The organism is Necropsobacter massiliensis (genome assembly GCF_000827595.2).
GTDB lineage: Bacteria > Pseudomonadota > Gammaproteobacteria > Enterobacterales > Pasteurellaceae > Necropsobacter > Necropsobacter massiliensis.
The window spans coordinates 34,324-55,302 of the sequence record NZ_LN776179.1; the positions used below are offsets into that span (position 1 = coordinate 34,324).

At 45.7% G+C, this 20,979-nt stretch carries 21 protein-coding genes and 1 pseudogene; 7 read left to right on the plus strand and 15 right to left on the minus strand.

From position 1 onward, the window contains the following. Positions 1–3 precede the first annotated feature (3 nt). The 3 genes from trpR to BN3349_RS02230 are packed head-to-tail and all read left to right on the plus strand — an operon-like array spanning position 4 to position 1,770. Entirely contained in the window at positions 4–312 is a 309-nt protein-coding gene (gene trpR / locus BN3349_RS02220; protein WP_040975665.1) for a trp operon repressor, read from the plus strand. Continuing rightward, on the plus strand, positions 290–1,012 hold the full coding sequence (gene mtgA, locus BN3349_RS02225; RefSeq protein ID WP_040975666.1) for a monofunctional biosynthetic peptidoglycan transglycosylase: 723 nt from the start codon (positions 290–292) through the stop codon (positions 1,010–1,012). Before trpR ends, mtgA begins: the two co-directional genes overlap by 23 nt. A gap of 11 nt (positions 1,013–1,023) precedes the next feature. Next, positions 1,024–1,770 (plus strand): SDR family oxidoreductase, encoded by a 747-nt coding sequence (locus tag BN3349_RS02230; protein WP_040975667.1) that lies wholly within the window; start codon positions 1,024–1,026, stop codon positions 1,768–1,770. A gap of 262 nt (positions 1,771–2,032) precedes the next feature. On the opposite strand, the gene napF is transcribed toward BN3349_RS02230, so the two are convergent. The 8 genes and pseudogenes from napF to BN3349_RS02270 all read right to left on the minus strand — a co-directional run bounded on the left by napF (position 2,033) and on the right by BN3349_RS02270 (position 9,821). Beyond that, a complete protein-coding gene (napF, locus tag BN3349_RS02235) occupies positions 2,033–2,587 on the minus strand; it encodes a ferredoxin-type protein NapF (RefSeq protein WP_040975668.1) in 555 nt (184 codons plus the stop codon). Between the two features lie 21 nt (positions 2,588–2,608). Beyond that, positions 2,609–3,202 carry a Tat proofreading chaperone DmsD gene (gene dmsD / locus BN3349_RS02240; protein WP_032109800.1) on the minus strand — a complete coding sequence of 198 codons (594 nt, stop codon included), beginning with the start codon at positions 3,200–3,202 and terminating at the stop codon, positions 2,609–2,611. Positions 3,203–3,218: 16 nt separating this feature from the next. Continuing rightward, positions 3,219–4,049 carry a DmsC/YnfH family molybdoenzyme membrane anchor subunit gene (locus BN3349_RS02245; RefSeq protein ID WP_040975669.1) on the minus strand — a complete coding sequence of 277 codons (831 nt, stop codon included), beginning with the start codon at positions 4,047–4,049 and terminating at the stop codon, positions 3,219–3,221. A gap of 1 nt (position 4,050) precedes the next feature. After that, complete coding sequence (locus tag BN3349_RS02250) at positions 4,051–4,671, minus strand: DMSO/selenate family reductase complex B subunit (protein ID WP_040975670.1); 621 nt, start codon at positions 4,669–4,671, stop codon at positions 4,051–4,053. Between the two features lie 10 nt (positions 4,672–4,681). Beyond that, positions 4,682–7,111, minus strand: a complete 2,430-nt coding sequence (locus BN3349_RS02255; protein ID WP_040975671.1) for a DMSO/selenate family reductase complex A subunit — start codon at positions 7,109–7,111, stop codon at positions 4,682–4,684. 305 nt (positions 7,112–7,416) lie between these two features. Further along, positions 7,417–7,908: pseudogene (gene msrB, locus BN3349_RS02260) on the minus strand (peptide-methionine (R)-S-oxide reductase MsrB); the annotation flags it as partial. Positions 7,909–7,953: 45 nt separating this feature from the next. After that, positions 7,954–8,253 carry a DUF4298 domain-containing protein gene (locus tag BN3349_RS02265; protein WP_040975672.1) on the minus strand — a complete coding sequence of 100 codons (300 nt, stop codon included), beginning with the start codon at positions 8,251–8,253 and terminating at the stop codon, positions 7,954–7,956. Between the two features lie 119 nt (positions 8,254–8,372). Continuing rightward, the gene (locus tag BN3349_RS02270; RefSeq protein WP_040975673.1) at positions 8,373–9,821 is read right to left on the minus strand and encodes a YdgA family protein; all 1,449 of its coding nucleotides are present in this window, start codon (positions 9,819–9,821) and stop codon (positions 8,373–8,375) included. Positions 9,822–10,082: 261 nt separating this feature from the next. On the opposite strand from BN3349_RS02270, the gene dnaK reads away from it, so the two are divergent. The 3 genes from dnaK (at position 10,083) to BN3349_RS02285 (ending at position 13,905) form a co-directional block, all read left to right on the plus strand. Next, entirely contained in the window at positions 10,083–11,987 is a 1,905-nt protein-coding gene (gene dnaK / locus BN3349_RS02275; protein ID WP_040975674.1) for a molecular chaperone DnaK, read from the plus strand. A 111-nt stretch (positions 11,988–12,098) separates the two neighbouring features. Further along, on the plus strand, positions 12,099–13,220 hold the full coding sequence (gene dnaJ / locus BN3349_RS02280) for a molecular chaperone DnaJ (protein ID WP_040975675.1): 1,122 nt from the start codon (positions 12,099–12,101) through the stop codon (positions 13,218–13,220). Positions 13,221–13,299: 79 nt separating this feature from the next. Next, entirely contained in the window at positions 13,300–13,905 is a 606-nt protein-coding gene (locus tag BN3349_RS02285; protein WP_370738128.1) for a DUF1919 domain-containing protein, read from the plus strand. A 73-nt stretch (positions 13,906–13,978) separates the two neighbouring features. Here BN3349_RS02285 and yfbR read toward each other — a convergent pair whose 3' ends face one another. Genes yfbR through nrdR form a run of 4 tightly spaced genes read right to left on the minus strand, consistent with a single transcriptional unit; the run spans position 13,979 to position 17,215 of the window. After that, positions 13,979–14,581: a 5'-deoxynucleotidase gene (gene yfbR, locus BN3349_RS02290; RefSeq protein WP_040975677.1), complete on the minus strand. Its 603-nt coding sequence runs from the start codon at positions 14,579–14,581 to the stop codon at positions 13,979–13,981. Position 14,582: 1 nt separating this feature from the next. Next, complete coding sequence (gene degS, locus BN3349_RS02295; protein ID WP_040975678.1) at positions 14,583–15,617, minus strand: outer membrane-stress sensor serine endopeptidase DegS; 1,035 nt, start codon at positions 15,615–15,617, stop codon at positions 14,583–14,585. A gap of 13 nt (positions 15,618–15,630) precedes the next feature. Continuing rightward, on the minus strand, positions 15,631–16,764 hold the full coding sequence (ribD, locus tag BN3349_RS02300; protein ID WP_040975679.1) for a bifunctional diaminohydroxyphosphoribosylaminopyrimidine deaminase/5-amino-6-(5-phosphoribosylamino)uracil reductase RibD: 1,134 nt from the start codon (positions 16,762–16,764) through the stop codon (positions 15,631–15,633). 1 nt (position 16,765) lies between these two features. Then, positions 16,766–17,215, minus strand: a complete 450-nt coding sequence (nrdR, locus tag BN3349_RS02305; protein ID WP_040975680.1) for a transcriptional regulator NrdR — start codon at positions 17,213–17,215, stop codon at positions 16,766–16,768. Between the two features lie 200 nt (positions 17,216–17,415). On the opposite strand from nrdR, the gene tehB reads away from it, so the two are divergent. Then, entirely contained in the window at positions 17,416–18,276 is an 861-nt protein-coding gene (tehB, locus tag BN3349_RS02310; protein ID WP_040975681.1) for an SAM-dependent methyltransferase TehB, read from the plus strand. 36 nt (positions 18,277–18,312) lie between these two features. Here the strand turns inward: tehB and modC are convergent, their stop codons facing one another. The 3 genes from modC to modA all read right to left on the minus strand — a co-directional run bounded on the left by modC (position 18,313) and on the right by modA (position 20,927). Continuing rightward, a complete protein-coding gene (gene modC, locus BN3349_RS02315; RefSeq protein ID WP_040975682.1) occupies positions 18,313–19,371 on the minus strand; it encodes a molybdenum ABC transporter ATP-binding protein ModC in 1,059 nt (352 codons plus the stop codon). Beyond that, on the minus strand, positions 19,358–20,083 hold the full coding sequence (gene modB / locus BN3349_RS02320; RefSeq protein ID WP_040975683.1) for a molybdate ABC transporter permease subunit: 726 nt from the start codon (positions 20,081–20,083) through the stop codon (positions 19,358–19,360). The genes modC and modB overlap by 14 nt, the downstream gene beginning before the upstream one ends. Before the next feature lie 79 nt (positions 20,084–20,162). Continuing rightward, positions 20,163–20,927: a molybdate ABC transporter substrate-binding protein gene (gene modA, locus BN3349_RS02325; RefSeq protein WP_040975684.1), complete on the minus strand. Its 765-nt coding sequence runs from the start codon at positions 20,925–20,927 to the stop codon at positions 20,163–20,165. Between the last annotated feature and the right edge of the window lie 52 nt (positions 20,928–20,979).

Consider the following 20,979-nt stretch of genomic DNA (forward strand, 5'->3'; position numbering starts at 1 on the left):
TTTATGTATGTAAGTCGTAATATGGCACAGTGGCGCGCATTTATTACTATTTTGCGCCACGCCTTTGAACAGGGGAAAGAACAGGAGCTGCTGACCCTGCTGTTGACGGCGGATGAACGGGACGCCGTGGGATTGCGGTTACAAATCGTTGCTCAATTACTAGACAAAGCGTTGCCGCAGCGGGAAATTCAACAAAATTTGAATACTAGCGCCGCCACCATTACACGCGGATCGAATATGATCAAAACCATGCCGCCTGATTTTATGCAATGGGTAAAAGAACAGCTTGATGGGCAAACGGAAGAAGATTAATGTGCGAAAAACAGTTCGCTTACTGAAACAAAACAGCTGGCGCTGGCTGTGCCGTCTGGTATTATTATGCTGCGGTATCACCTTGTTTTTTCGTTTTGTGCCCGTTCCGTTCTCTGCTTACATGGCGCAACAGAAAATCGCTCATCTCCTACAATGGGAAAGCTACGAACTGCATTATCGCTGGACCAGTATTGAAAATATCGCATGGCAAATGCAGCTTGCTGTGATTGCCGCTGAAGATCAGGTCTTTCCGGAACATTATGGCTTCGACTGGCAGGCAATTGAAAGCGCATTCAGGCATAATCAACACTCAACACGGATTCGCGGCGCCTCGACCATTTCGCAGCAAACGGCGAAAAACCTTTATTTGTGGCACGGTCAAAGCTGGCTGCGTAAAGGGCTGGAAGTGCCCGCCACGCTAATGCTTGAATTGCTGTGGTCAAAACGACGGATTTTAGAAGTCTATTTAAATATTGCCGAATTCGGTAACGGTATTTTCGGCGTTGAAGCTGCCAGCCGGCATTACTTCAAAAAATCGGCAAAACAGCTGACTCAACAGGAAGCGGCGCTGCTTGCCGCAGTGCTACCGAATCCGCTGTTATTTAAGGTCAACCGACCTTCTGCCTATGTTCAACAACGACAACGCTGGATAATCCGGCAAATGAACGCATTAGGCAAACATTATCTGCAACAACTGTAAGGAGTAAAGTTATGACTGTTCTCGTTACCGGCGCATCTGCCGGTTTTGGTAAAGCGATCTGCACCGCGTTTGTTAATGCAGGCTATCAAGTTATCGGCGCTGCACGTCGCACGGATAAATTACAGGCGTTAAAACAGGAATTAGGCGATCATTTTTATCCGTTGCAAATGGATGTCTCTGATCCTGCAAACATTGACAGCGCACTTGCTCAACTGCCTGAAAATCTAAAAAATATTGAGTTATTGGTGAACAATGCCGGCCTGGCTTTAGGGTTAGAACCCGCGCATCAGGCGGATTTCAATGACTGGCAGACGATGATCAACACCAATATCGTCGGACTGACCTATCTGACCCGTCAAATCTTGCCGCAAATGGTCAAGCGCAATCAAGGACACATTATAAATCTGGGTTCCATCGCCGGTACCTATCCTTATCCGGGCGGTAACGTGTACGGCGCGACCAAAGCCTTCGTCGAACAATTCAGTTTAAATTTACGCGCCGACTTAGCCGGCACGCAAATCCGAGTTTCCAATATTGAACCGGGACTATGCGGTGGAACGGAATTCTCCAACGTACGCTTTAAAGGCGACGACGCCAAAGCCGCGGGGCTATATCAAAATGTGGACTACATTCGACCGGAAGACATCGCCAATACGATTTTATGGATTTATCAACAGCCTGCGCATGTAAATATTAACCGTATTGAGATCATGCCGGTAGCCCAAACTTTCTCGCCGCTGGCTGTCAGCCGTAAATAATAATTCGCATGTAGAAAGTGCGGTTTTAGGCTACCCTGTAAAAACTTAGGGCGTCACATGCTCCTCAAGGAATAGGTGAATGCTGACAACCGCACAATAACGCTCTGATTTATCCCTCAAAGGAGAAGTTACATATTCTTTCTTTAATAAATCAGCTCATGGCTTAAGCACGTTGGCTCCATTCGCATAGCTTAGAATTTTTTAAACATAGACTTCATTTGATTCCAATAAAAATTTCATAAAAAAAACCGCACTTTTGCGCTTATAAATTGCGCTCCCAATTTTGAAGTTTTAACCTGATTGCCTGAACAAAGCAACTTATTTGACACTGACCGCAACCATTGCATCGTTCAGTATCAAGCTGTAAATCTGACAAAATCGCTTGTTTCGGGCAATCTTGCTGGCATTGTTGGCAAGGTTGCCCTTGCTTTTGCAGGCAATTTTCTAAAAACTGCGGACGCCAATGAGTATCGGCAGGAAAGGCAATGTGCAATGCTTGAGTTGGGCAAGCGTTGGCGCAGGCTTGGCAAAAATCACAAGCCGAAAAATCCACCTGAAACGCTGCTTTGCCTTGTTGTATTTGAATTAAACCGTAAGGACAAGCGGCTTCACATTGACCGCAGCCCGAGCAAATATCAAAAAATAAATGAGCGGGCGCGGCAAAAGGTGGGCGAGCTTGATGAGATTGCGCTGAATTTTGGTTCGAATTTTGTGCCGCAGCAGGCGAAAACATGCCGCGAAATAAACCTCGGCGAGAAATGCGATGGTGGTTTAAATAGGCTTGATAATATTTTTCGTCTTTTGGCGGCACAGTCATGATGTTTCCTTCGTGGCGCGTTTAGCGATAAAGCGGCAATGTTTCCGGTTCAAGCGCCAGCTCCCTTTGCCACGTTTGTAAGCTTTCTTTGGTTAATTGCGCCAAATTGCGATAAAAGGAGGAAATGCGCTGCGCAATCATCAAATCTAAAAATCGATAAGCCCAAGGCAAAAAATGTTGCGCTAAAAATGGTGTGATAAGCGCTTGATGTTGCTCACTTAAATAAGCGGTCAAAAACAACATTAAGCCAATGTGATCTTCCGGCGCATGGTCCGGTGCCACAAAATGAAGTTGGTTTTGTTGCAAAAATTCACGCAACTTCAACAAAGATTCGCCAAAAATCACACCATCTTTATCTAAATATACTGAGCCCCAAGGCGGTGCGGGCAGCGCATTCGGACCGATAAATAAGGCTTGATATTGTTGCGCCAGGGTCTCTAAATCCGCTTCAAAAAGTGCGGGTGTTTTTTGCGCTGTTTTGAACACCCAATTATCTTGCCAATTTTCTTGCTGAAAGAAATCAAGGACTTGCTCATTGCGTGGATCGTCGGGGGCGTAATAAAACAGCGAGCCGAGTAATCGGCCGCTGATAGCAATTTTCGGATGAATGTCCATTCCTAACCCTTAAAACTTAACCGTTAATCGCCATGCCCTGCGTGAGGTGTACGGCATAAAACAGCGCTCGGCCAATAAATTCTGCAACGATGACTAAAATCGCAGCAAAATATAAAGTGGCAGTGTTCGGCGCTTTAAGAATGAGCCAAGTGGCCAAACCAAGCAAGCTAAAACGTAACGCCGTTAAAGGGGCATAATCCGGCACAAGGTTAAGCGCCGATTGAATGGCGGATTGGGTTTGCGCTAAATGTTGCAATTGATACACCGCACAAATGATCACCAGCACAAAGGCCACAAAATACACCACCGGGAAGCCTTTTAGGCAATAATTTGCCTCTGGGTTATTGGCTAAAAATGCATAAGCCAAAGCACTTCCACCCAATACCAGCGTTAAATAAAATTGCCAACTGGTGAGGCTGGTATGCCAAGTCGGCACTGTTGGAATTTGGTATAAATTAGCCATCATATACATAAACACTAAGCCCAAAAGTGCGGTACAAATTGCGCCGATTTTAAGCAATGAAGCAGACAGTTTATGGAGAATCGCTAACAACCAATAAATACCTGCCGCGGCAAAGAATAATGCGCCCGTTGCAATTTCATTACTCAACATGGATTGCCCCACTCTGTTGAGCGAATTAAAGGCACGCCATGGCGAACCTAAATGCAACACTGAAGCAATAAAACCAATAGCCAATAAAATCAATAAGATAAATTGACCTCGAACAATATGCTGCTGTCCATTTTGGGTTTGACATAGCGCCACAGCACACAATAGCCAAGCGCCCACTACCACTTGTGCAAGGACGGTAAAAATAATTAAAGGAAGTTCATGTAATCCGTTCATCTTACACCTCTCTTGGATTGCCTAAAAAGCCGGCTTGATCGCCACTTAAACAAGCATGTTTATTGGCTTTCACCACTAAATTTGGGCTGGTTAATACTGCTGGTGGAAGTGGCGCAATAGAGGCTTCGGTGCCATATTTGGCTCGTAATTCCTCAATGGGCGCAAAATCCAAGGCTCGCAACGGGCAGGCCTCCACACAAATGGGTTTTTGCCCTGCTTTGACTCTGGAATAGCAGCCGTCACATTTGGTCATGCAACCTTTTTTAACGTCGTATTGCGGCGCATCATAAGGGCAAGCCATGTGGCAATAACGACAACCGATACAGGTTTGCTCGTTCACAATCACAAAACCATCGGTATTTTTGTGCATGGCGCCACTTGGGCACACCTTCACACAAGCAGGGTTTTCGCAATGGTTACAAGAAATGGACATGTAATAAGCAAAGACATTTTGTTGATAACAGCCGTCTTTGTCCTGTGACCATTCGCCACCCGTGTATTCATAAATACGACGGAAATTTACTTCGGTATCTAAATCTTTGTAATCTTTACAGGCTAACTCGCAAGTTTTACAACCGGTGCAGCGCTCGGAGTCAAAATAAAAACCATATTGTTCGCTCATTTTTCACTCCTTACAGTTTTTCAATTTGAACAAGATTTGAGTGTTGCGGGTTGCCTTTTGCCAACGGCGACGGACGCTGTGTAGTCAGGACGTTAATACAACCTGAATGATCTACGCGATTGGCATCGGGTGCATACCACGCCCCTTCGCTTAAGGCAATCACCCCCGGAATAATGCGAGGCGTGACTTTGGCATGAATGCGCACTTCGCCACGATCATTAAAAATTCGAATCATATCGCCGTTTTTAATGCCTTTTGGCTCAGCATCTATCGGATTAATCCAAACTTCTTGCGGGTTCGCCGCTTTTAATACGTCCACATTACCGTAAGTGGAATGCGTGCGAGCTTTATAATGGAATCCGCTGAGTTGCAACGGATATTTTTCCATTAGCGGATCGCCAAAATGTTCAAAGCTGTCCGCATGAACAGGTAACGGATGAATCACTTCATCTTCTTTCAGCACCCAAGTTTTAGCAATTTCAGCAAGGCGAGAAGAATAAATCTCGATTTTGCCTGACGGGGTTTGCAATGGTTCTTTCTCAGGATCTTCTCGGAAATCTTTATAAGCAATATAAAAGCCTTTTGGATCGACTTTCTTGAAAATACCTTGTTGGCGGAATGCTTCAAAGGTTGGTAATTCAGGAAGATTGGTGCGAGATTGCTCATATAAATGGCGCAACCAACCTTCTTGGCTGCGACCTTCGGTGAATTTTTCTTTCACACCAAGTTTTTCTGCTAAATCGCTCATCATGTCATAAAGATTGCGGCATTCAAAAGACGGCGTCACTACTTGATCAGCAAAAATCACATAGTTCATATTGGCCACAAAGGCATCTAAACAGAAATCCATTTGCTCGGAAGTCATGCAATCCGGTAGCAAAATATCGCTGTATTTTGCGGTAGATGTCATATGATTTTCAATCGTCACAATCATTTCACATTGGCTTTCATCTTGTAAAATTTTGTGAGTACGGTTAATTTCCGCATGCTGATTAATCAAGCAGTTACTGGCGTAATTCCAGATAAATTTAATCGGTGCCGAAAGTTTTTCTACGCCCCGAATACCGTCGGTTAATGCTGTCATTTCAGGACCGCGAATAATCGCATCCGTCCATAAGAACATTGGAATACTGGCTTGCACAGGGTTCTCTAAGGTTGGCATGCGTACAAAAGGCACACCATAAGCACTTTCACGCGCCCCGGTATTACCACCGCTAATGCCCACATTACCCGTTAAAATCGGCAACATAGCAATGGCACGAGAAATCAACTCGCCATTACTACGGCGCTGCGGACCCCAGCCTTGAGAAATATAAGCGGGTTTAGTGGAGCCGATTTCACGGGCAAGTTTAATAATGCGATGTGCTGGAATACCGGTAATTTTTGCTGCCCATTCAGGTGTTTTCGCCACACCATCATCGCCCTGACCTAAAATATAAGCCTTATAATGACCATTTTTCGGTGCATCCGCCGGCAAAGTTTTCTCATCGTAGCCCACGCAATATTTATCCAAGAACGGCTGATCTACCATGTTTTCCGTAATCAACACATAAGCAATGGCAGAACAAAGCGCGGCATCCGTGCCTGGGCGAATCGGGATCCATTCATCTTCTTTGCCCACGCCGGTGTCGGTATAACGCGGATCAATAATGATCATTTTGGCACCTGAGCGCGCCTTGGCTTGTTCAAAACAATAGGTTAAACCGCCACCGCTCATGCGGGTTTCTGCGGGGTTATTACCGAACAGCACAATTAATTTGGTATTTTCAATGTCTGCCATACCATTGCCCAGCGCCCAGCCGCCACCGTAGGTATAATCCAAACCCACGGCAATTTGCGCGGTACTGTAATCACCGTAATGATTTAAATAACCGCCGATACAATTCATTAAGCGAGCCACGAGGGTGGAACCCGGTGGCCAAGATTTGGTCATGGTACCGCCTAAAGTACCGGTACCATAATTCAAATAAATACTTTCATTACCATATTGTTCAATATTTTTACGCAAGGATTGAGCAATTTCTGTTAAAGCCTCATCCCAGCTAATGCGTTTAAATTTTCCTTCGCCACGTTTACCCACACGTTTCATCGGATATTTCAAACGATCGGGATGATACACACGGCGGCGCATGGAACGTCCACGCAAACAAGCTCGCACTTGGTGATCCACATTATAGGTATCCGTTCCCGTATTATCGGTTTCTACATACAAAATTTGATTATCTTTTACATGCATGCGAAGTGGGCAACGGCTACCGCAGTTTACGGTACAAGCTGACCAAACTACTTTTTCTTCGGAATCTGTCTGTGGCGCTGCAAGCGGCATTGCGGCTTTCACCTCAAAAGGCAAGGCAATATCCGCCGCCACCGCAGCGGCCCCCAAAGAAGCGTTCTTTAGAAAGGTTCTTCGATTAAGCGGTGGATTAAATTTATGACTCATTTTTATTCCCCACAATTTATGATTAATTTAACAATAAAAATTAAAGCCAAATTTAATCATAAAGAGGGAGAAAGCTGTTGTGATTAAGATCACAAAAAATTGCTATAAAATAAGAAAATGGATAAAAAGATGATTAGGATCAATGCGTTAATAAAATGGGAATTATTATCACTTAAATTAAAAGAGCAGTGTTTTCCAGTAAAATTTTTTTACTAGAATTGAGTCTATAATCCCGCGACAAATAATAACCGGCAAAAAACAACGAGATAAAAAATTTTTGCTTGTATGGAATTCATTTTATTGGTTTATTTGTTGTCCAACCATGGAATTAAATAACCGTAATTTTCCTCTTCCATTTTATGCAATGGGATAAATCGGATTGCCGCACTATTAATGCAATAACGCAACCCGCCACTTGCCGCCGGACCGTCATCAAACACATGACCTAAATGCGCCTTGCCCGAGCGGCTCAACACTTCCGTTCTGATCATATTAAAACCGATATCTTTTTTATAATTCACGACTTCCGGTACAATCGGTTTGGCAAAACTTGGCCATCCGCAGGCAGAATCAAATTTATCCGCCGAACTGAACAAGGGTTCGCCAGTGGTAATATCTACATAAATTCCCGGTTCAAAATGGCGCCAGTATTCATTATGAAACGGGCGCTCCGTATCGCCTTTTTGGGTCACTTGATATTGTAGTGCACTCAACCGCACTTTCAATTCCGCTTCACTTGGTTTCGGATAGGCTTGCGGATCAATGAGGGCTTTTTGGGCGTTAGCCAAATCACTATGACGCGAATCGTCGCGATAACTCATCAGCTCACCTCCTTACCGTATTTAATCATTTTCCAACACGGCAACAATCTGTTTCAGCCATTCGATTGCCAGTCGCCGTCTGTCATGCAGCGCGTTCCAAATCGCATCCTGTGATAATACGCTATAATTACCGTGCATAGTTAACTGGCTTTCATCCACCGTTTCACATAATTCCAGCCATTGCGGGTCAAAATAAAACGCCTGTAACCGGTCAAGAATTTGCGAGGCGCTTTTCCATTGTGTCATGCCCTTTTCCAATTCGGGCAACAACTTCATCCATTGAGCATACAAATCCTGCATTTCCTGCACTTGCCGAAGCATATATTCTCCTTAATAACGTGATTATTCCGCTCATTGGCAGCAAGTATGCTGCATTGCGGATTTACGACGAAATATCGTAATTTCGCACCGCACTTTTCAGTCAAACGGTGCGAAATAAACTATCTGCCGAACATCATAATCGCGGCAAACAGCGCCATTTGCACTTCTTGATCGGAAAGCGGTGTGCCATTGAAATTCAATTGGTTATTTTCCAATAACAAATGTAGGCTCAGTTGGCTGTCGGTTTCTTTGAACAGATTGGCTTGTCTTGCCTGACGCAACAGTTCTTCCGTCTGAGTTTCGGCAAGCGTCGCCGCAGCTTCACGGCTTAAATCTGCCGAATTGGTTTGTTCGATAAGGGTCAGATATTCGGTTAACGCCGCTTTATCCAACGTAATATTCAGTCCCAGTTCGTTAAACAAACCCAGCACGGTTTTCTGCTCTCGCGCCCGCTGTTCGACATCTTTACTCAACACCAAATTAAAATCCGCCGACAGCTTTCCTTTCGGATTGGAAAATGTAAAGGGGGTGATTTTAATTTGCGGCGAGTTATTCAAAATCACTTTCGCCGCCTCATCGGCAAGCGGTGTAAACGCTGTTTTATCGTCATGCTGTTTATTCATTTCATCAATAATGACATTTAAGGATTGCGTATCCAAATGATTAAACTGCATAATCATATCGGCATTGCCGAAAGACAATCCGTTATGTGCGATATCTTCCGCCTTATACATCACCGCCACATCTACAAACGCCTTATCCTCTTTTAGAGCAAGTCCCAGCTCGGCATTTTTAACTGTCGTGTTCACCTCCTGACCGGCGCGATTTTTACCCTTTAGATGCAAATTTTCCGCTTTCATATAATAAGAACCCGGAATCGGCTCATTCAATTGCTCATTCGCAACCATATCCAGCTCAATATGGCTATTGGTCGCGGTGATCACCGCATTTTGCAGCTCGTCACGCTCAGCAGGCGCATTGTGCTGCGATTCGTCCAGCGTTATTTTTAGCAGCGGCACATCAATGTTGGTTTTGCCGTAGCCGTCTTGATCCGTATCGAAAACGGCCGCCAATGACCATTCCAGCTCGCCGTTATCTTGTCGGCTGAATACCTCGGAATGCAGCTCGCCTTTAACGCGTTGATCATAAGTCAGTTTAAACGCACCTTTCAGCGGATTGGTGCGTTCATCTTTAAACCAGTGTTGAGTTTGGGTATTCTTCACCATTGCCACATCTGCCGAAAACAGTGCAATAGAAAAATCATTAATTGTGAGCGGACCATGATACATGGTTCCGGCAAACGGAATGACATAGGTTTTATCATTCTTTTTTGAGCGAACCGTCACATCATAGCTCACGGCGGAACTAAAGAAACCGCGCTCAAAGACGACATTTTCAAGACGCGCACTCAGCTCGCCGCCAAGATTGAGTTTTGCCAGTTTTTGATTGCTTTGTTCCAACTGCTGTTGATACTGCGCCTCCGCCGTTTTTCCGGTGTACCACGCCCCGCCGGTCCACAGTGCGCCGAATGCCACTATAATACCGAGCACAATTGATGACTTTCTCATAATCAGTTCCTTTATCTTGAATATTATTTTATCTATGTCGTTTAAATTAGCATAAATACGTAATAAGTTAAAAAATTTTTACGCTTTCCCCTTGAATTCCGTTTTTCTGCTCGCATTTACTGTGGCAAGAGCGAATGGCGTCCGGAAATACGGTTTTTTATTACCGCACTTTTTCAAACTTTTTATTGAAACTCACTTGAAATAATAAAACCCGGCCCAATCTTAGCGACATGCAGCAAATTTAACAGGAGAAAACATATTATGGGAAAAATTATTGGTATTGACTTAGGTACAACAAACTCTTGTGTTGCCGTTATGGACGGCGACAAACCGCGCGTAATTGAAAATGCGGAAGGTGATCGTACTACTCCGTCAATCATTGCATACACGAATGATAACGAAACCTTAGTGGGTCAGCCGGCAAAACGTCAGGCGGTAACTAATCCGAAAAATACATTATTTGCGATCAAACGTTTAATCGGTCGCCGTTTTGAAGATCAGGAAGTGCAGCGCGACGTCAACATTATGCCGTTTGAAATTACCAAAGCGGATAACGGCGATGCGTGGGTTTCGGTTAAAGGTGAAAAAATGGCACCGCCGCAAATTTCTGCCGAAGTACTGAAAAAAATGAAGAAAACTGCAGAAGATTTTCTGGGCGAAGCAGTTACCGAAGCAGTTATTACCGTACCGGCATATTTTAACGACGCACAACGTCAGGCAACCAAAGATGCCGGTCGTATCGCTGGTCTTGAAGTGAAACGTATTATTAACGAACCGACTGCGGCGGCACTAGCTTATGGACTGGATAAAGGCAAAGGCAACCACACTATCGCCGTTTATGACTTGGGCGGTGGTACATTCGACTTGTCTATTATTGAAATCGATGAAGTGGGCGGCGAAAAAACTTTTGAAGTATTATCCACCAACGGTGATACCCACCTCGGCGGTGAAGACTTTGATAACCGCGTGATCAACTACTTGGTTGACGAGTTCAAAAAAGAACAAGGCGTTGACCTGCGTAACGATCCGCTCGCAATGCAACGTTTGAAAGAAGCCGGTGAAAAAGCGAAAATTGAACTGTCTTCCGCACAGCAAACCGATGTCAATCTGCCATATATTACGGCTGATGCGACCGGTCCTAAACATTTGAACATTAAATTGACCCGCGCGAAATTAGAAGCATTGGTCGAAGATTTAGTAGCGCGTTCATTAGAACCGGTGAAAACTGCATTGGCGGATGCTGGATTAAGCGTCTCACAAATTGATGATGTGATACTGGTGGGCGGTCAGACTCGTATGCCGTTGGTACAGCAGAAAGTTGCAGAATTCTTCGGCAAAGAACCGCGTAAAGACGTTAATCCGGACGAAGCGGTGGCAATCGGTGCTGCGGTACAAGGCGGCGTATTAGCCGGTGACGTGACCGACGTATTGTTGCTGGATGTCACGCCGTTATCCTTAGGGATCGAAACCATGGGTGGTGTGATGACAACCCTGATTGAGAAAAACACTACGATTCCGACTAAAAAATCGCAGGTATTCTCAACCGCAGAAGACAACCAAAGTGCGGTCACAATCCATGTGCTGCAAGGCGAACGGAAACAGGCTTCCGCCAACAAATCGCTGGGACAGTTTAATCTGGAAGGCATTAATCCGGCACCGCGCGGTATGCCACAAATTGAAGTGACATTCGATATTGACGCGGACGGTATTATCCACGTGTCGGCGAAAGATAAAGGCACTGGCAAAGAACAGCAGATCACCATTAAAGCCTCCTCCGGCTTGAGTGATGAAGAAATTCAGCAAATGGTACGAGATGCGGAAGCCAACGCGGAAGCCGACCGTAAATTCGAAGAGCTGGTTCAGGCACGTAATCAGGCGGATCATCTGGTTCACAGTACCCGTAAACAGTTAAGCGATGCGGGCGATAAATTGCCAGCAGCAGATAGAGGAGCGATTGAATCAGCGGTCAACGATCTTGAAAGCGCAGCGAAAGGCGAAGATAAAGCGGCTATCGAAGCAAAAATTCAAGCCTTGATTCAGGTTTCGGAAAAACTGGTACAAGCAGGTCAGCAGCAAGCGCAGGCAGACGCTCAGGCGCAAACCCAAAACGGCAAAGGCAACGATGATGTTGTAGATGCCGAGTTTGAAGAAATGAAAGACAAATAATCTGAGTCTTTAAATCATTACAAGGGCGTAGCGATACGCCCTTTTAGCATATAAACCTTCTGCAAAGGCAAAGACCTTGCGGTTTTTGGTAAAAAATCTCAAATAACGATTATGGCGAAAAAAGATTACTACGAAGTTCTTGGTGTAGATCGGAATGCAGACGAAAAAGCGATAAAAAAAGCCTATAAACGTCTGGCAATGAAATATCATCCTGACCGCACAAAGGGCGATAAAGAAAGCGAAGAAAAATTTAAAGAGGTGAATGAAGCCTACGAAATTCTCGCCGATAAAGAAAAACGCGCGGCTTATGATCAATACGGCCATCAGGCGTTTGAACAAGGCGGTGCCGGTGGATTCGGTGGCTTCGGCGGTGCCGATTTTGGCGATATTTTCGGTGATATGTTCGGTGACATTTTCGGCGGCGGACGAACTCGCCAACGTGTTGTGCGCGGTGAAGATTTACGTTATGACATCGAAATCACACTGGAAGAAGCAGTACGCGGCGCTAAAAAAGATATTCAGATCAATACGCTTGCCGAATGTGATCATTGTCATGGTTCCGGTGCGGAAGCCGGTTCTAAGGTGGAAACCTGCCCGACCTGTCACGGTTCCGGTCGCATACGTCGGCAGCAAGGCTTCTTTATGACCGAACAAACCTGCCCGACTTGTCACGGCAGCGGTAAGAAAATCGAAAAACCTTGTACCCAATGCCACGGCGAAGGTCGTGTACATAAACGGAAAAACCTTTCTGTCACCATTCCAGCTGGCGTGGATACCGGCAATCAGCTGCGTCTGGCAGGTGAAGGGGCGGCAGGAGAAAACGGCGCACCGGCAGGCGATCTATATGTGGTGATCCATGTTAAAGCGCATCATATTTTTGAACGCGACGGCAACAATCTGTATTGTGAAGTACCAATCGGATTTACCATGGCGGCGTTAGGCGGTGAAATTGAAGTGCCAACCTTAGACGGTCGTTTGAAGGTGAAAATTCCGGAAGAAACGCAAACCGGCAAACTACTGCGGCTGCGTGGTAAAGGCGTCACCTCAGCACGAGGTGGTTATGTCGGCGATTTAATCTGCAAAATCATCGTTGAAACGCCAGTTAAATTAAATGAAGAACAGAAAGAACTGTTACGCAAGTTGGGTGAAAGTCTCGGCGGCGAAAAACACAGTCCGAAATCTTCCAGCTTTCTCGACGGAGTGAAAAAATTCTTCGATAATTTAGGCAAATAAGCAAAAGTGCGGTAAAATTGACCGCACTTTTTTCTTTTGTGGTATTGCTATGTTTCCGTGTTCCTTCATAAAAAAAGCGATGAATGTATTTTTTCGCCAAGGCATTAACGAAAAAAACCGCCAAACCCTGCATAACCACAATATGTCGGTTATCGCCAGTAACTGCAACGGCGCATTTATTCTGCACGATCTGGGCGAACGTTTTAACTCTCCTTTCGTCAATCTATATTTAAGCCCGCGGGATTTTATTAAATATCTGCAACAGATTGATTACTATCAATATCATCCGCTGCGCTTTGCCGACTCGAACTCTTCTCCCTATCCGATCGGCTATTTGGACGATCTTGAAATTCATTTTATGCATTATCACTCTGCACAGGAGGCGGAAGCGAAGTGGCAAGAAAGAAGCCGGCGTATTGATCCGAACAATCTGTTTATTATGATGACCGACCGCGACGGCTGCACCTATCAGGATTTGTTGGATTTTGATCGTCTGCCTTTTACGCATAAAGTGGTGTTTACCCGCAAACCTTATCCGCATATCCAATCGGCATTTTATATTACAGGCTTTGAGAGCGAGGAGTCGGTCGGCGATTTATTTGCATATTCCGGTCTTTTCGGCAAAAAATATTATGATCAGTTTGATTATGTGGCATGGTTTAACCGCACACAAACAGCGCAATAGACGCCGATTTAATAGCCAATTTAGCCCAAAGTGCGGTGAAAAATTCTCGATTTTCGACCGCACTTGCTGGGTGTTATAAGGTAATCTCGTCAATGCTGCGCCCGAAACTCGGCACGAATACTCGGATAAAATAATCCATTTCATCGCTGTGCCAGTCATTCATCAGCTTTTCCAACCGCACTTTTGCCTGCGCAAATTCCTGATTCCCATTTTCCAGTTCAAATTTCACTTTAATATAGGCACATAGTAAATCCGCTTGTTTGACAATGTGTTTTTCCTGTGCGGAGAACCGTTCGCTGTCAAGATAAGGCGCAAAATCCTGCTGTAGCTGTGCTGGCAACAGACTGAGCAAATGCAACTCGGCGGCACTTTCGATTTGCTTATAGGCTTGGGTAATGGCGGGATTAAAGTATTTAATCGGGGTCGGTAAATCACCAGTAAAAATTTCCGAGCTATCGTGATACATCGCCATCACCGCGATTCGCTCCGGGTTCAGCTTGCTGGCGTAAAATCTGTTTTTGATTACCGCCAGCATATGCGCTACAAACGCCACCTGCAAACTGTGTTCAGCAAGATTTTCCTTTTCGATATTACGCATCAGCGACCAACGTTGGATCAGTCTTAAACGATCCAAACAAGCAAAAAAATGGCTGGTTTTTATTTCCGGTTGCCGCATATCAGTTCACCGTATATTCCTCAATAGTGACCGGCATCACCAACGTTTTACCCAAGCGGGAAATCACGACATTAATGGTGGTGTTGGGTCTGATGTTGCTGATCACATTCATCATCTGTGCCGGCGATTGAGCCTCAACATCGCCGAATTTTAAAATCACATCACCGGGCTGAATACCGGCTTTCGCCGCCGGGCTGTTTTCCATTACGCTGGTAATCACAATGCCTTTTTCTGTTCTGGCACCCTGTCCGTTGCTGAACAAAATATCGCTTTGCACGCCGAAAAAGCCGCGGATGACCCGCCCGTCGCGGATAATTTTGTGCATAACATCACTTGCCAGCTCAATCGGAATAGCGAAATTCAGTCCTTCGGCGATTTCATTCGCGTTTTTGCCGATACTTAGCGTGCTGATGCCCACCAACTCACCAGCCGAATTAATCAATGCGCCGCCGGAATTGCCGCGGTTAATGGAGGCGTCGGTCTGAATAAAATTCTGTCGCCCAATAAAATCGCCCACCGCATTGCGCCCCAACGCACTAATGATGCCCTGCGATACGCTTTGTCCCAGATTGTACGGATTACCGATCGCCAGCACAATATCGCCCACATGCGCCTGACGGTTCGGATTCTGCGGAATCGTGGATAAATTATCCGCTTTAATTTTCAGCACAGCAAGATCGGTCAGATTATCGGAACCGATCAGGCTCGCTTCAAAAATTCTGCCATTTTGCAAAGCAACCACGATTTGATCGGCATTTTGAATCACATGTTTATTGGTCAGAATATAACCGTCTTTCGACATAATCACACCCGATCCCAGATTATTTACCTGAGACTGGTAATTATTGTTGGCGGAGGCAAACGCCTGATTATATACATTCACCACCGCCGGTGAGGCGATTCGCACCGCCTCTTTATAAGAAGCGATATCCGTTTGGATAAGGGACGGCGAACTGCGAAACCACGGCAAGACAAACAAAATCAGGGCGGCGGCAAACAAACCGATAACAATTGATTGAATAATTTTCTTTAACATCACAGCTCCATGTTTAACTGTTGTCCTGACGCCGATAAATCATTTTAACGTCCATATCAATTTGCCGTACGGACTGTAACGCCCATAAGGGCGCGTCGGCAAGCCGCTGAATATGAGATAAATCATATAATCCGCGCGCCTGATTGCCCAGCAATTTTGGTGCCACATACACGATTAGCTCATCCACTAGATTCCGTTCGATTAATGCGCCAGCAAGCCCGGCACCGGCTTCGACCCACAAACTATTGATTTGTCGTTGACCTAACAGGGATAGCAAAGCGTACAGAGAATCCTGTCCGTCCTCAACTTCCAGGCGAATATGCTGGCAGAAGTCGGGAAAGTCAGACATATCACGCGCATCGCGACTGACCAGCCATACCGGCGCAGGAATGTGAAACAGCCGGTGGATGGGCTGAACCAAATGCTGATTATCCAGAATAATTCTGACCGGCTGGCGCAGATTCGCTTGCCGGTACTGATGCCGCACCTCATCCGGCAGTTGCTGCCAACGTACATTCAGCAACGGATCATCAGCGGCGACGGTTTTTCCAGTAGATAAAATTGCCGAGGCTTTCGCCCGTTCCGTCTGTACATCCCGACGTGACAGCTCGCCAGTAATCCATTTGCTTTCGCCGCTTGCCATCGCAGTTTTACCGTCGATGCTAATTGCCATTTTTAACTGCACAAAGGGCATACCGCAGCGCATTCGCTTGAGAAAACCTTTGTTCAGCAATTCCGCTTGTTCCTGTAATAATCCAACCGCCGTTTCCACCCCGCCGGCGCGTAGCATCGCCAGCCCTTGACCGGCAACTTGCGGATTGGGATCCTGCATAGCGGCAATCACTCGGCTCACACCGGCATCAATCAATGCCTTGGCGCAAGGCGGCGTTCGCCCGAAATGGGAGCAGGGTTCCAAGGTAACATAAGCGGTGGCGCCACGCGCTCGTTCACCAGCATCCATCAGCGCCATCACTTCCGCATGAGGTTGTCCCGCTTTAAAATGAAAACCTTTGCCCACCACATTACCGTCTTTCACCAACACACAGCCGACCGCCGGATTCGGCGCAGTAGTAAATATTCCGTTGCCAGCAAGCGCCAACGCCTGCTGCATATATTGCACATCATGTTCGGTAAATTGAGGTTGCATATTAATCCTTTAACTTCTCAATTTCTTGGCTAAACTGATTAATATCGTCAAAACTCAAATACACCGAAGCGAAACGGATATACGCCACTTTATCCAAGCTTTTCAACTCATTCATTGCCAACTTGCCGATCAGTGCGCTCGGCACTTCCCGCTCACCAGTCGCGCGCAGCTGATGAATAATATGACTGATCGCCTTTTCCACATCATCGGAACTGACCGGGCGTTTCTCCAACGCATGTAAAATACCGCGACGCAGTTTATCTTCATTAAAAGGCTCACGGCTATGATCGCTTTTGATCACTTTGGGAATAATCAGCTCTGCGGTTTCAAAAGTGGTAAAACGTTCATGACATTTACCGCATTCCCGCCGGCGGCGAACCTGATAACCGTCGGACACCAAACGGCTATCGATGACTTTGGTTTCTTCAGTGGAACAAAAAGGACAGTGCATAAAATCCTCTGGACATATAACAGACATAGACCGCTGCATTTTAACAAGATTTACATTGATTTACGATATTTTTCAGCCGCGGATAACAATCCGAACAAAGATGCGGGCGAATACCTTGCAATATTTTTTTACCCGCCGCTTGCATATCAGTCGGTTATTTCCTACTATAACGCTCAACTTTTTTATATTTGGAGAAAAACATGCAAAACGAACTCATTTGTTACAAAAAAATGCCACTATGGGATAAACACAGCCTGCCACAAATGTTTCGAGAAAAACATAATACTAAAGCCGGCACTTGGGGCAAGCTGACCGTTATTACGGGCAAGCTTAAATTCTCTCTGTTGACGGAAAACGGCGAGCTTATCAGCGAACATATTTTCACAGCCGATCAAAACACCCCATTGGTAGAACCGCAGCAATGGCACAAAGTGGAACCTTTATCCGATGATTTGACATGCTATCTGGAATTTTACTGTAAGAAAGCCGATTATTTCAGCAAAAAATATAATATGACTGCCACCCATTCGGAAGTCAAAAGTGCGGTACAAATACTCAAACCTTGCAAAACGCTGGATCTCGGCTGCGGACAGGGGCGCAATGCCTTATTTTTGAGCCTGTTGGGCTATACGGTGACAGCGCTGGATCATAATGAAGCCAGCCTTGCCTTTTTAACTCAGACCGCGGAAAAAGAAAATTTAATAATAAACACCGCACTTTACGATATTAATTCGGCAGCCATTCGGGAAAATTATGATTTTATTCTGTCTACCGTGGTCTTTATGTTTTTACAGCGCAGCGCAGTGCCGGCGGTTATTGAAAATATGCAGCAACACACCAATCCAGGCGGTTATAACCTGATTGTCGCGGCAATGAGTACCGATGACGTTCCTTGCCCGCTGCCATTTTCCTTTACTTTTCAAGAAAATGAGCTAAAAACTTACTATCGTGATTGGGAACTGGTGAAATATAACGAAGAAATGGGCGAATTGCACAAAACCGACGAACACGGCAATCGGATTAAAATGAAATTCGTGACTATGCTGGCAAGAAAGCGATAAGTCGCGATAAGTGTGATTTAAGGGTGCCAAGCACCCTTATTGCATTACCGATACGGCTTTAATCTGGGCATAAACCGTCTGCCCGACCTGCAAATTCAATTCCTGCAAAGACCATGGGCTGATCGTCGCCCAAATCGACTGTTCAGCCACTTCAATCCGTACATCCACCTGATTTTCCCGCGTGAAAAGTGCGGTGATTTTTCCGCGCAAAATATTACGAATACTGCTTTTCTGCGGCAACGTCAGCGCCACAGAGACATCGGAGCCGGCAATACAAATACGTACCTTTTCCCCTATCCGCCGTGAAACCGCCCCGACCCACAACGCTTGCTCGCCCAGTGCCAGGGCGGTCATTGGATACAGCGGATGATGCAAATAAACCGGCAATGCCAACACCGCACTTTGTTCATTCTCACTTTTCCACGGAGCAAACAACGGGCTTTGCCAGATATTTTCCAGCACATCATAGGCGCGAACGCGACCATCGTCCAACAGCACCACTCGTTCCGCCAAACGCAGCAATTCGTCCAAACTGTGAGTAACATATAAAATGGGAATATTAATTCGTTCGGATAAGGTTTCCAGATAATTAAGCAGCTCCCGTTTGCGCGGCAGATCCAAGGCAGATAACGGCTCGTCCATCAACAAAATTTCAGGATCTGTCAACAATGCCCGTCCAATCGCCACGCGCTGCTTTTCCCCGCCGGATAAGGTTATCGGATAACGTTTCAGTAAATGCCCGATTCCCAGCAACTCAACAATATCGTCAAATTCCTGCCGACTTGCGTTTTTAATGCCGTAGCGTAAATTGCCTTTTACCGTATAATGCGGAAACAAACGGGCGTCCTGAAAAACATAACCGATCTGCCGCCGATTCGGCGCCAAATTGATATTGGCTTGCGTATCCACCAAAGTGCGGTGATTTAGTCGAATATATCCTTCATCGGGCTGCAATAACCCGCCGATTAAATTGATTAAGGATGACTTTCCAGAACCCGATAACCCAAACAATGCGGTAATGCCCTGATTCGGAATCTGTAGATCGGCGGCAAACTTCATCTGCCCCAAGGTTTTACTGACATTAATTTCCAACATGCATTTGCCCCAATTTTTGCTGAGTACGTTTTGCCAGCCATTCCGATAACAATAATGAAACCAGTGAAATCACAATCGCAATCAAACAAAGCCGTGCCGCCGCACTTTCCGCACCCGGCGTTTCAATAAAGGAAAACATCGCAAGCGGAATTGTCTGAGTGACTTTCGGAATATTGGAAACAAAAGTAATGGTGGCGCCGAATTCACCTAAAGAGCGGGCAAAGCCGAGAATCAGCCCAGCCAATATTCCCGGCAAAGAAAGCGGTAAAGTAATGGTAAAAAAAGTTTTTACCCCGGAGGCGCCCAATGTTCTTGCCGCCTGCTCCAGCCGAAAGTCCACACTTTCCAATGCCAGACGAATAGAACGCACCACCAACGGCAGTGCCACAATTGCCGATGCCAGCGCCGCACCATACCAGTTAAAACCAAAACTAAAATCAAACCATTGCTGCAAATAACGTCCGATAATGCCGTTGCGCCCCATGATAACCAACAGCAGATAACCAATCACCACCGGCGGCAATACCAGCGGCAAATGAATAATGCCATTTAACACCGATTTTCCCCAAAATGTTTTGCGCGCTAGCAACCAAGCAAGAAAAATCGAAAGGGGGAGACTGGCAAAAATAGAAATCAACGCGACTTTAAGACTCAATAAAATCGCGTTGATCTCAGGCTGAGAGAGTTGAAAATAATCAAACAATGATGACATAAAGACGCCGGGTGAGCCGTTTTCCTATAATCGCGTAACGAAAAATGCGGAGGCTATTGATTTCCTCCGCCCGTCTTTATTATTTACTGGAAAAACCGAACTGTTCAAATAGTTTTTTCGCCGGTTCGGATTTTAAATAATTCAAAAAGTTCCGACTTGCCGGATTATCATGACCGGCGACGATCGCAGCGGGATATTCTACCGGCGGATGCGAACCATCCGGGAATACCGCAACCACTTTCACTTTTTGGCTTGCTGCCGCATCAGTGGCGTACACTATGCCTAACGGCGATTCGCCCTGCTCCACTAACGCCAGCGCCGCACGCACATTATTCGCACGCGCAAGTTTGTCTTCCAGCGCATTCCATTGGTTTAAATGAGTCAATGCCGCTTTGGCATATTTACCTGCCGGAACATGTGCTGGATCGCCAACCGCCAGATAGCTGCCATTTAATGCGGCTTGCCATTTATCATCAGTTAAATCAACATGTTCAATCTGGCTTTTTTCCGGCGCAATCATCACTAATTTGTTGCCGACCAAATCAAAACGGCTATCCGCCACAATAGCATTTTTTTCTGCCAGGAAATCCATCCATTTTTGGTCCGCGGAAATAAATACATCCGCCGGCGCCCCTTCAGTAATCTGGCGGGCCAGTACGGAAGAAGAAGCAAAGGAGAAATCAATTTCTTCATTCGGATTGGCTTTCAGATATGCCGCTTTCACATCTTCCAACGCATTGGTCATTGACGCCGCGGCAAAAACGGTGATTTTCGCTTGAACAGATAACGCAAGTACTGCGCAGCTCAACATAACGGCACGGGCAAATTGTTTAATATTAGGCATAATGTTCTCCATAAATGTAACATAGAAGCAATATGCATGGGATTATATAACG

Excerpts from the sequence above, each read along its gene's own strand:
- yfbR (WP_040975677.1), bottom strand. The coding sequence starts at position 14,581 with ATGCGGCAACCGGAAATAAAAACCAGCCATTTTTTTGCTTGTTTGGAT.
- BN3349_RS02265 (WP_040975672.1), bottom strand. The coding sequence starts at position 8,253 with ATGCTTCGGCAAGTGCAGGAAATGCAGGATTTGTATGCTCAATGGATG.
- tehB (WP_040975681.1), top strand. The coding sequence starts at position 17,416 with ATGCAAAACGAACTCATTTGTTACAAAAAAATGCCACTATGGGATAAA.
- BN3349_RS02230 (WP_040975667.1), top strand. The coding sequence starts at position 1,024 with ATGACTGTTCTCGTTACCGGCGCATCTGCCGGTTTTGGTAAAGCGATC.
- BN3349_RS02285 (WP_370738128.1), top strand. The coding sequence starts at position 13,300 with ATGAATGTATTTTTTCGCCAAGGCATTAACGAAAAAAACCGCCAAACC.
- trpR (WP_040975665.1), top strand. The coding sequence starts at position 4 with ATGTATGTAAGTCGTAATATGGCACAGTGGCGCGCATTTATTACTATT.
- dnaJ (WP_040975675.1), top strand. The coding sequence starts at position 12,099 with ATGGCGAAAAAAGATTACTACGAAGTTCTTGGTGTAGATCGGAATGCA.
- napF (WP_040975668.1), bottom strand. The coding sequence starts at position 2,587 with ATGACTGTGCCGCCAAAAGACGAAAAATATTATCAAGCCTATTTAAAC.
- dnaK (WP_040975674.1), top strand. The coding sequence starts at position 10,083 with ATGGGAAAAATTATTGGTATTGACTTAGGTACAACAAACTCTTGTGTT.
- dmsD (WP_032109800.1), bottom strand. The coding sequence starts at position 3,202 with ATGGACATTCATCCGAAAATTGCTATCAGCGGCCGATTACTCGGCTCG.
- ribD (WP_040975679.1), bottom strand. The coding sequence starts at position 16,764 with ATGCAACCTCAATTTACCGAACATGATGTGCAATATATGCAGCAGGCG.
- BN3349_RS02270 (WP_040975673.1), bottom strand. The coding sequence starts at position 9,821 with ATGAGAAAGTCATCAATTGTGCTCGGTATTATAGTGGCATTCGGCGCA.
- modB (WP_040975683.1), bottom strand. The coding sequence starts at position 20,083 with ATGTCATCATTGTTTGATTATTTTCAACTCTCTCAGCCTGAGATCAAC.
- degS (WP_040975678.1), bottom strand. The coding sequence starts at position 15,617 with ATGTTAAAGAAAATTATTCAATCAATTGTTATCGGTTTGTTTGCCGCC.
- BN3349_RS02250 (WP_040975670.1), bottom strand. The coding sequence starts at position 4,671 with ATGAGCGAACAATATGGTTTTTATTTTGACTCCGAGCGCTGCACCGGT.
- mtgA (WP_040975666.1), top strand. The coding sequence starts at position 290 with ATGGGCAAACGGAAGAAGATTAATGTGCGAAAAACAGTTCGCTTACTG.
- nrdR (WP_040975680.1), bottom strand. The coding sequence starts at position 17,215 with ATGCACTGTCCTTTTTGTTCCACTGAAGAAACCAAAGTCATCGATAGC.
- BN3349_RS02255 (WP_040975671.1), bottom strand. The coding sequence starts at position 7,111 with ATGAGTCATAAATTTAATCCACCGCTTAATCGAAGAACCTTTCTAAAG.
- modC (WP_040975682.1), bottom strand. The coding sequence starts at position 19,371 with ATGTTGGAAATTAATGTCAGTAAAACCTTGGGGCAGATGAAGTTTGCC.
- modA (WP_040975684.1), bottom strand. The coding sequence starts at position 20,927 with ATGCCTAATATTAAACAATTTGCCCGTGCCGTTATGTTGAGCTGCGCA.
- BN3349_RS02245 (WP_040975669.1), bottom strand. The coding sequence starts at position 4,049 with ATGAACGGATTACATGAACTTCCTTTAATTATTTTTACCGTCCTTGCA.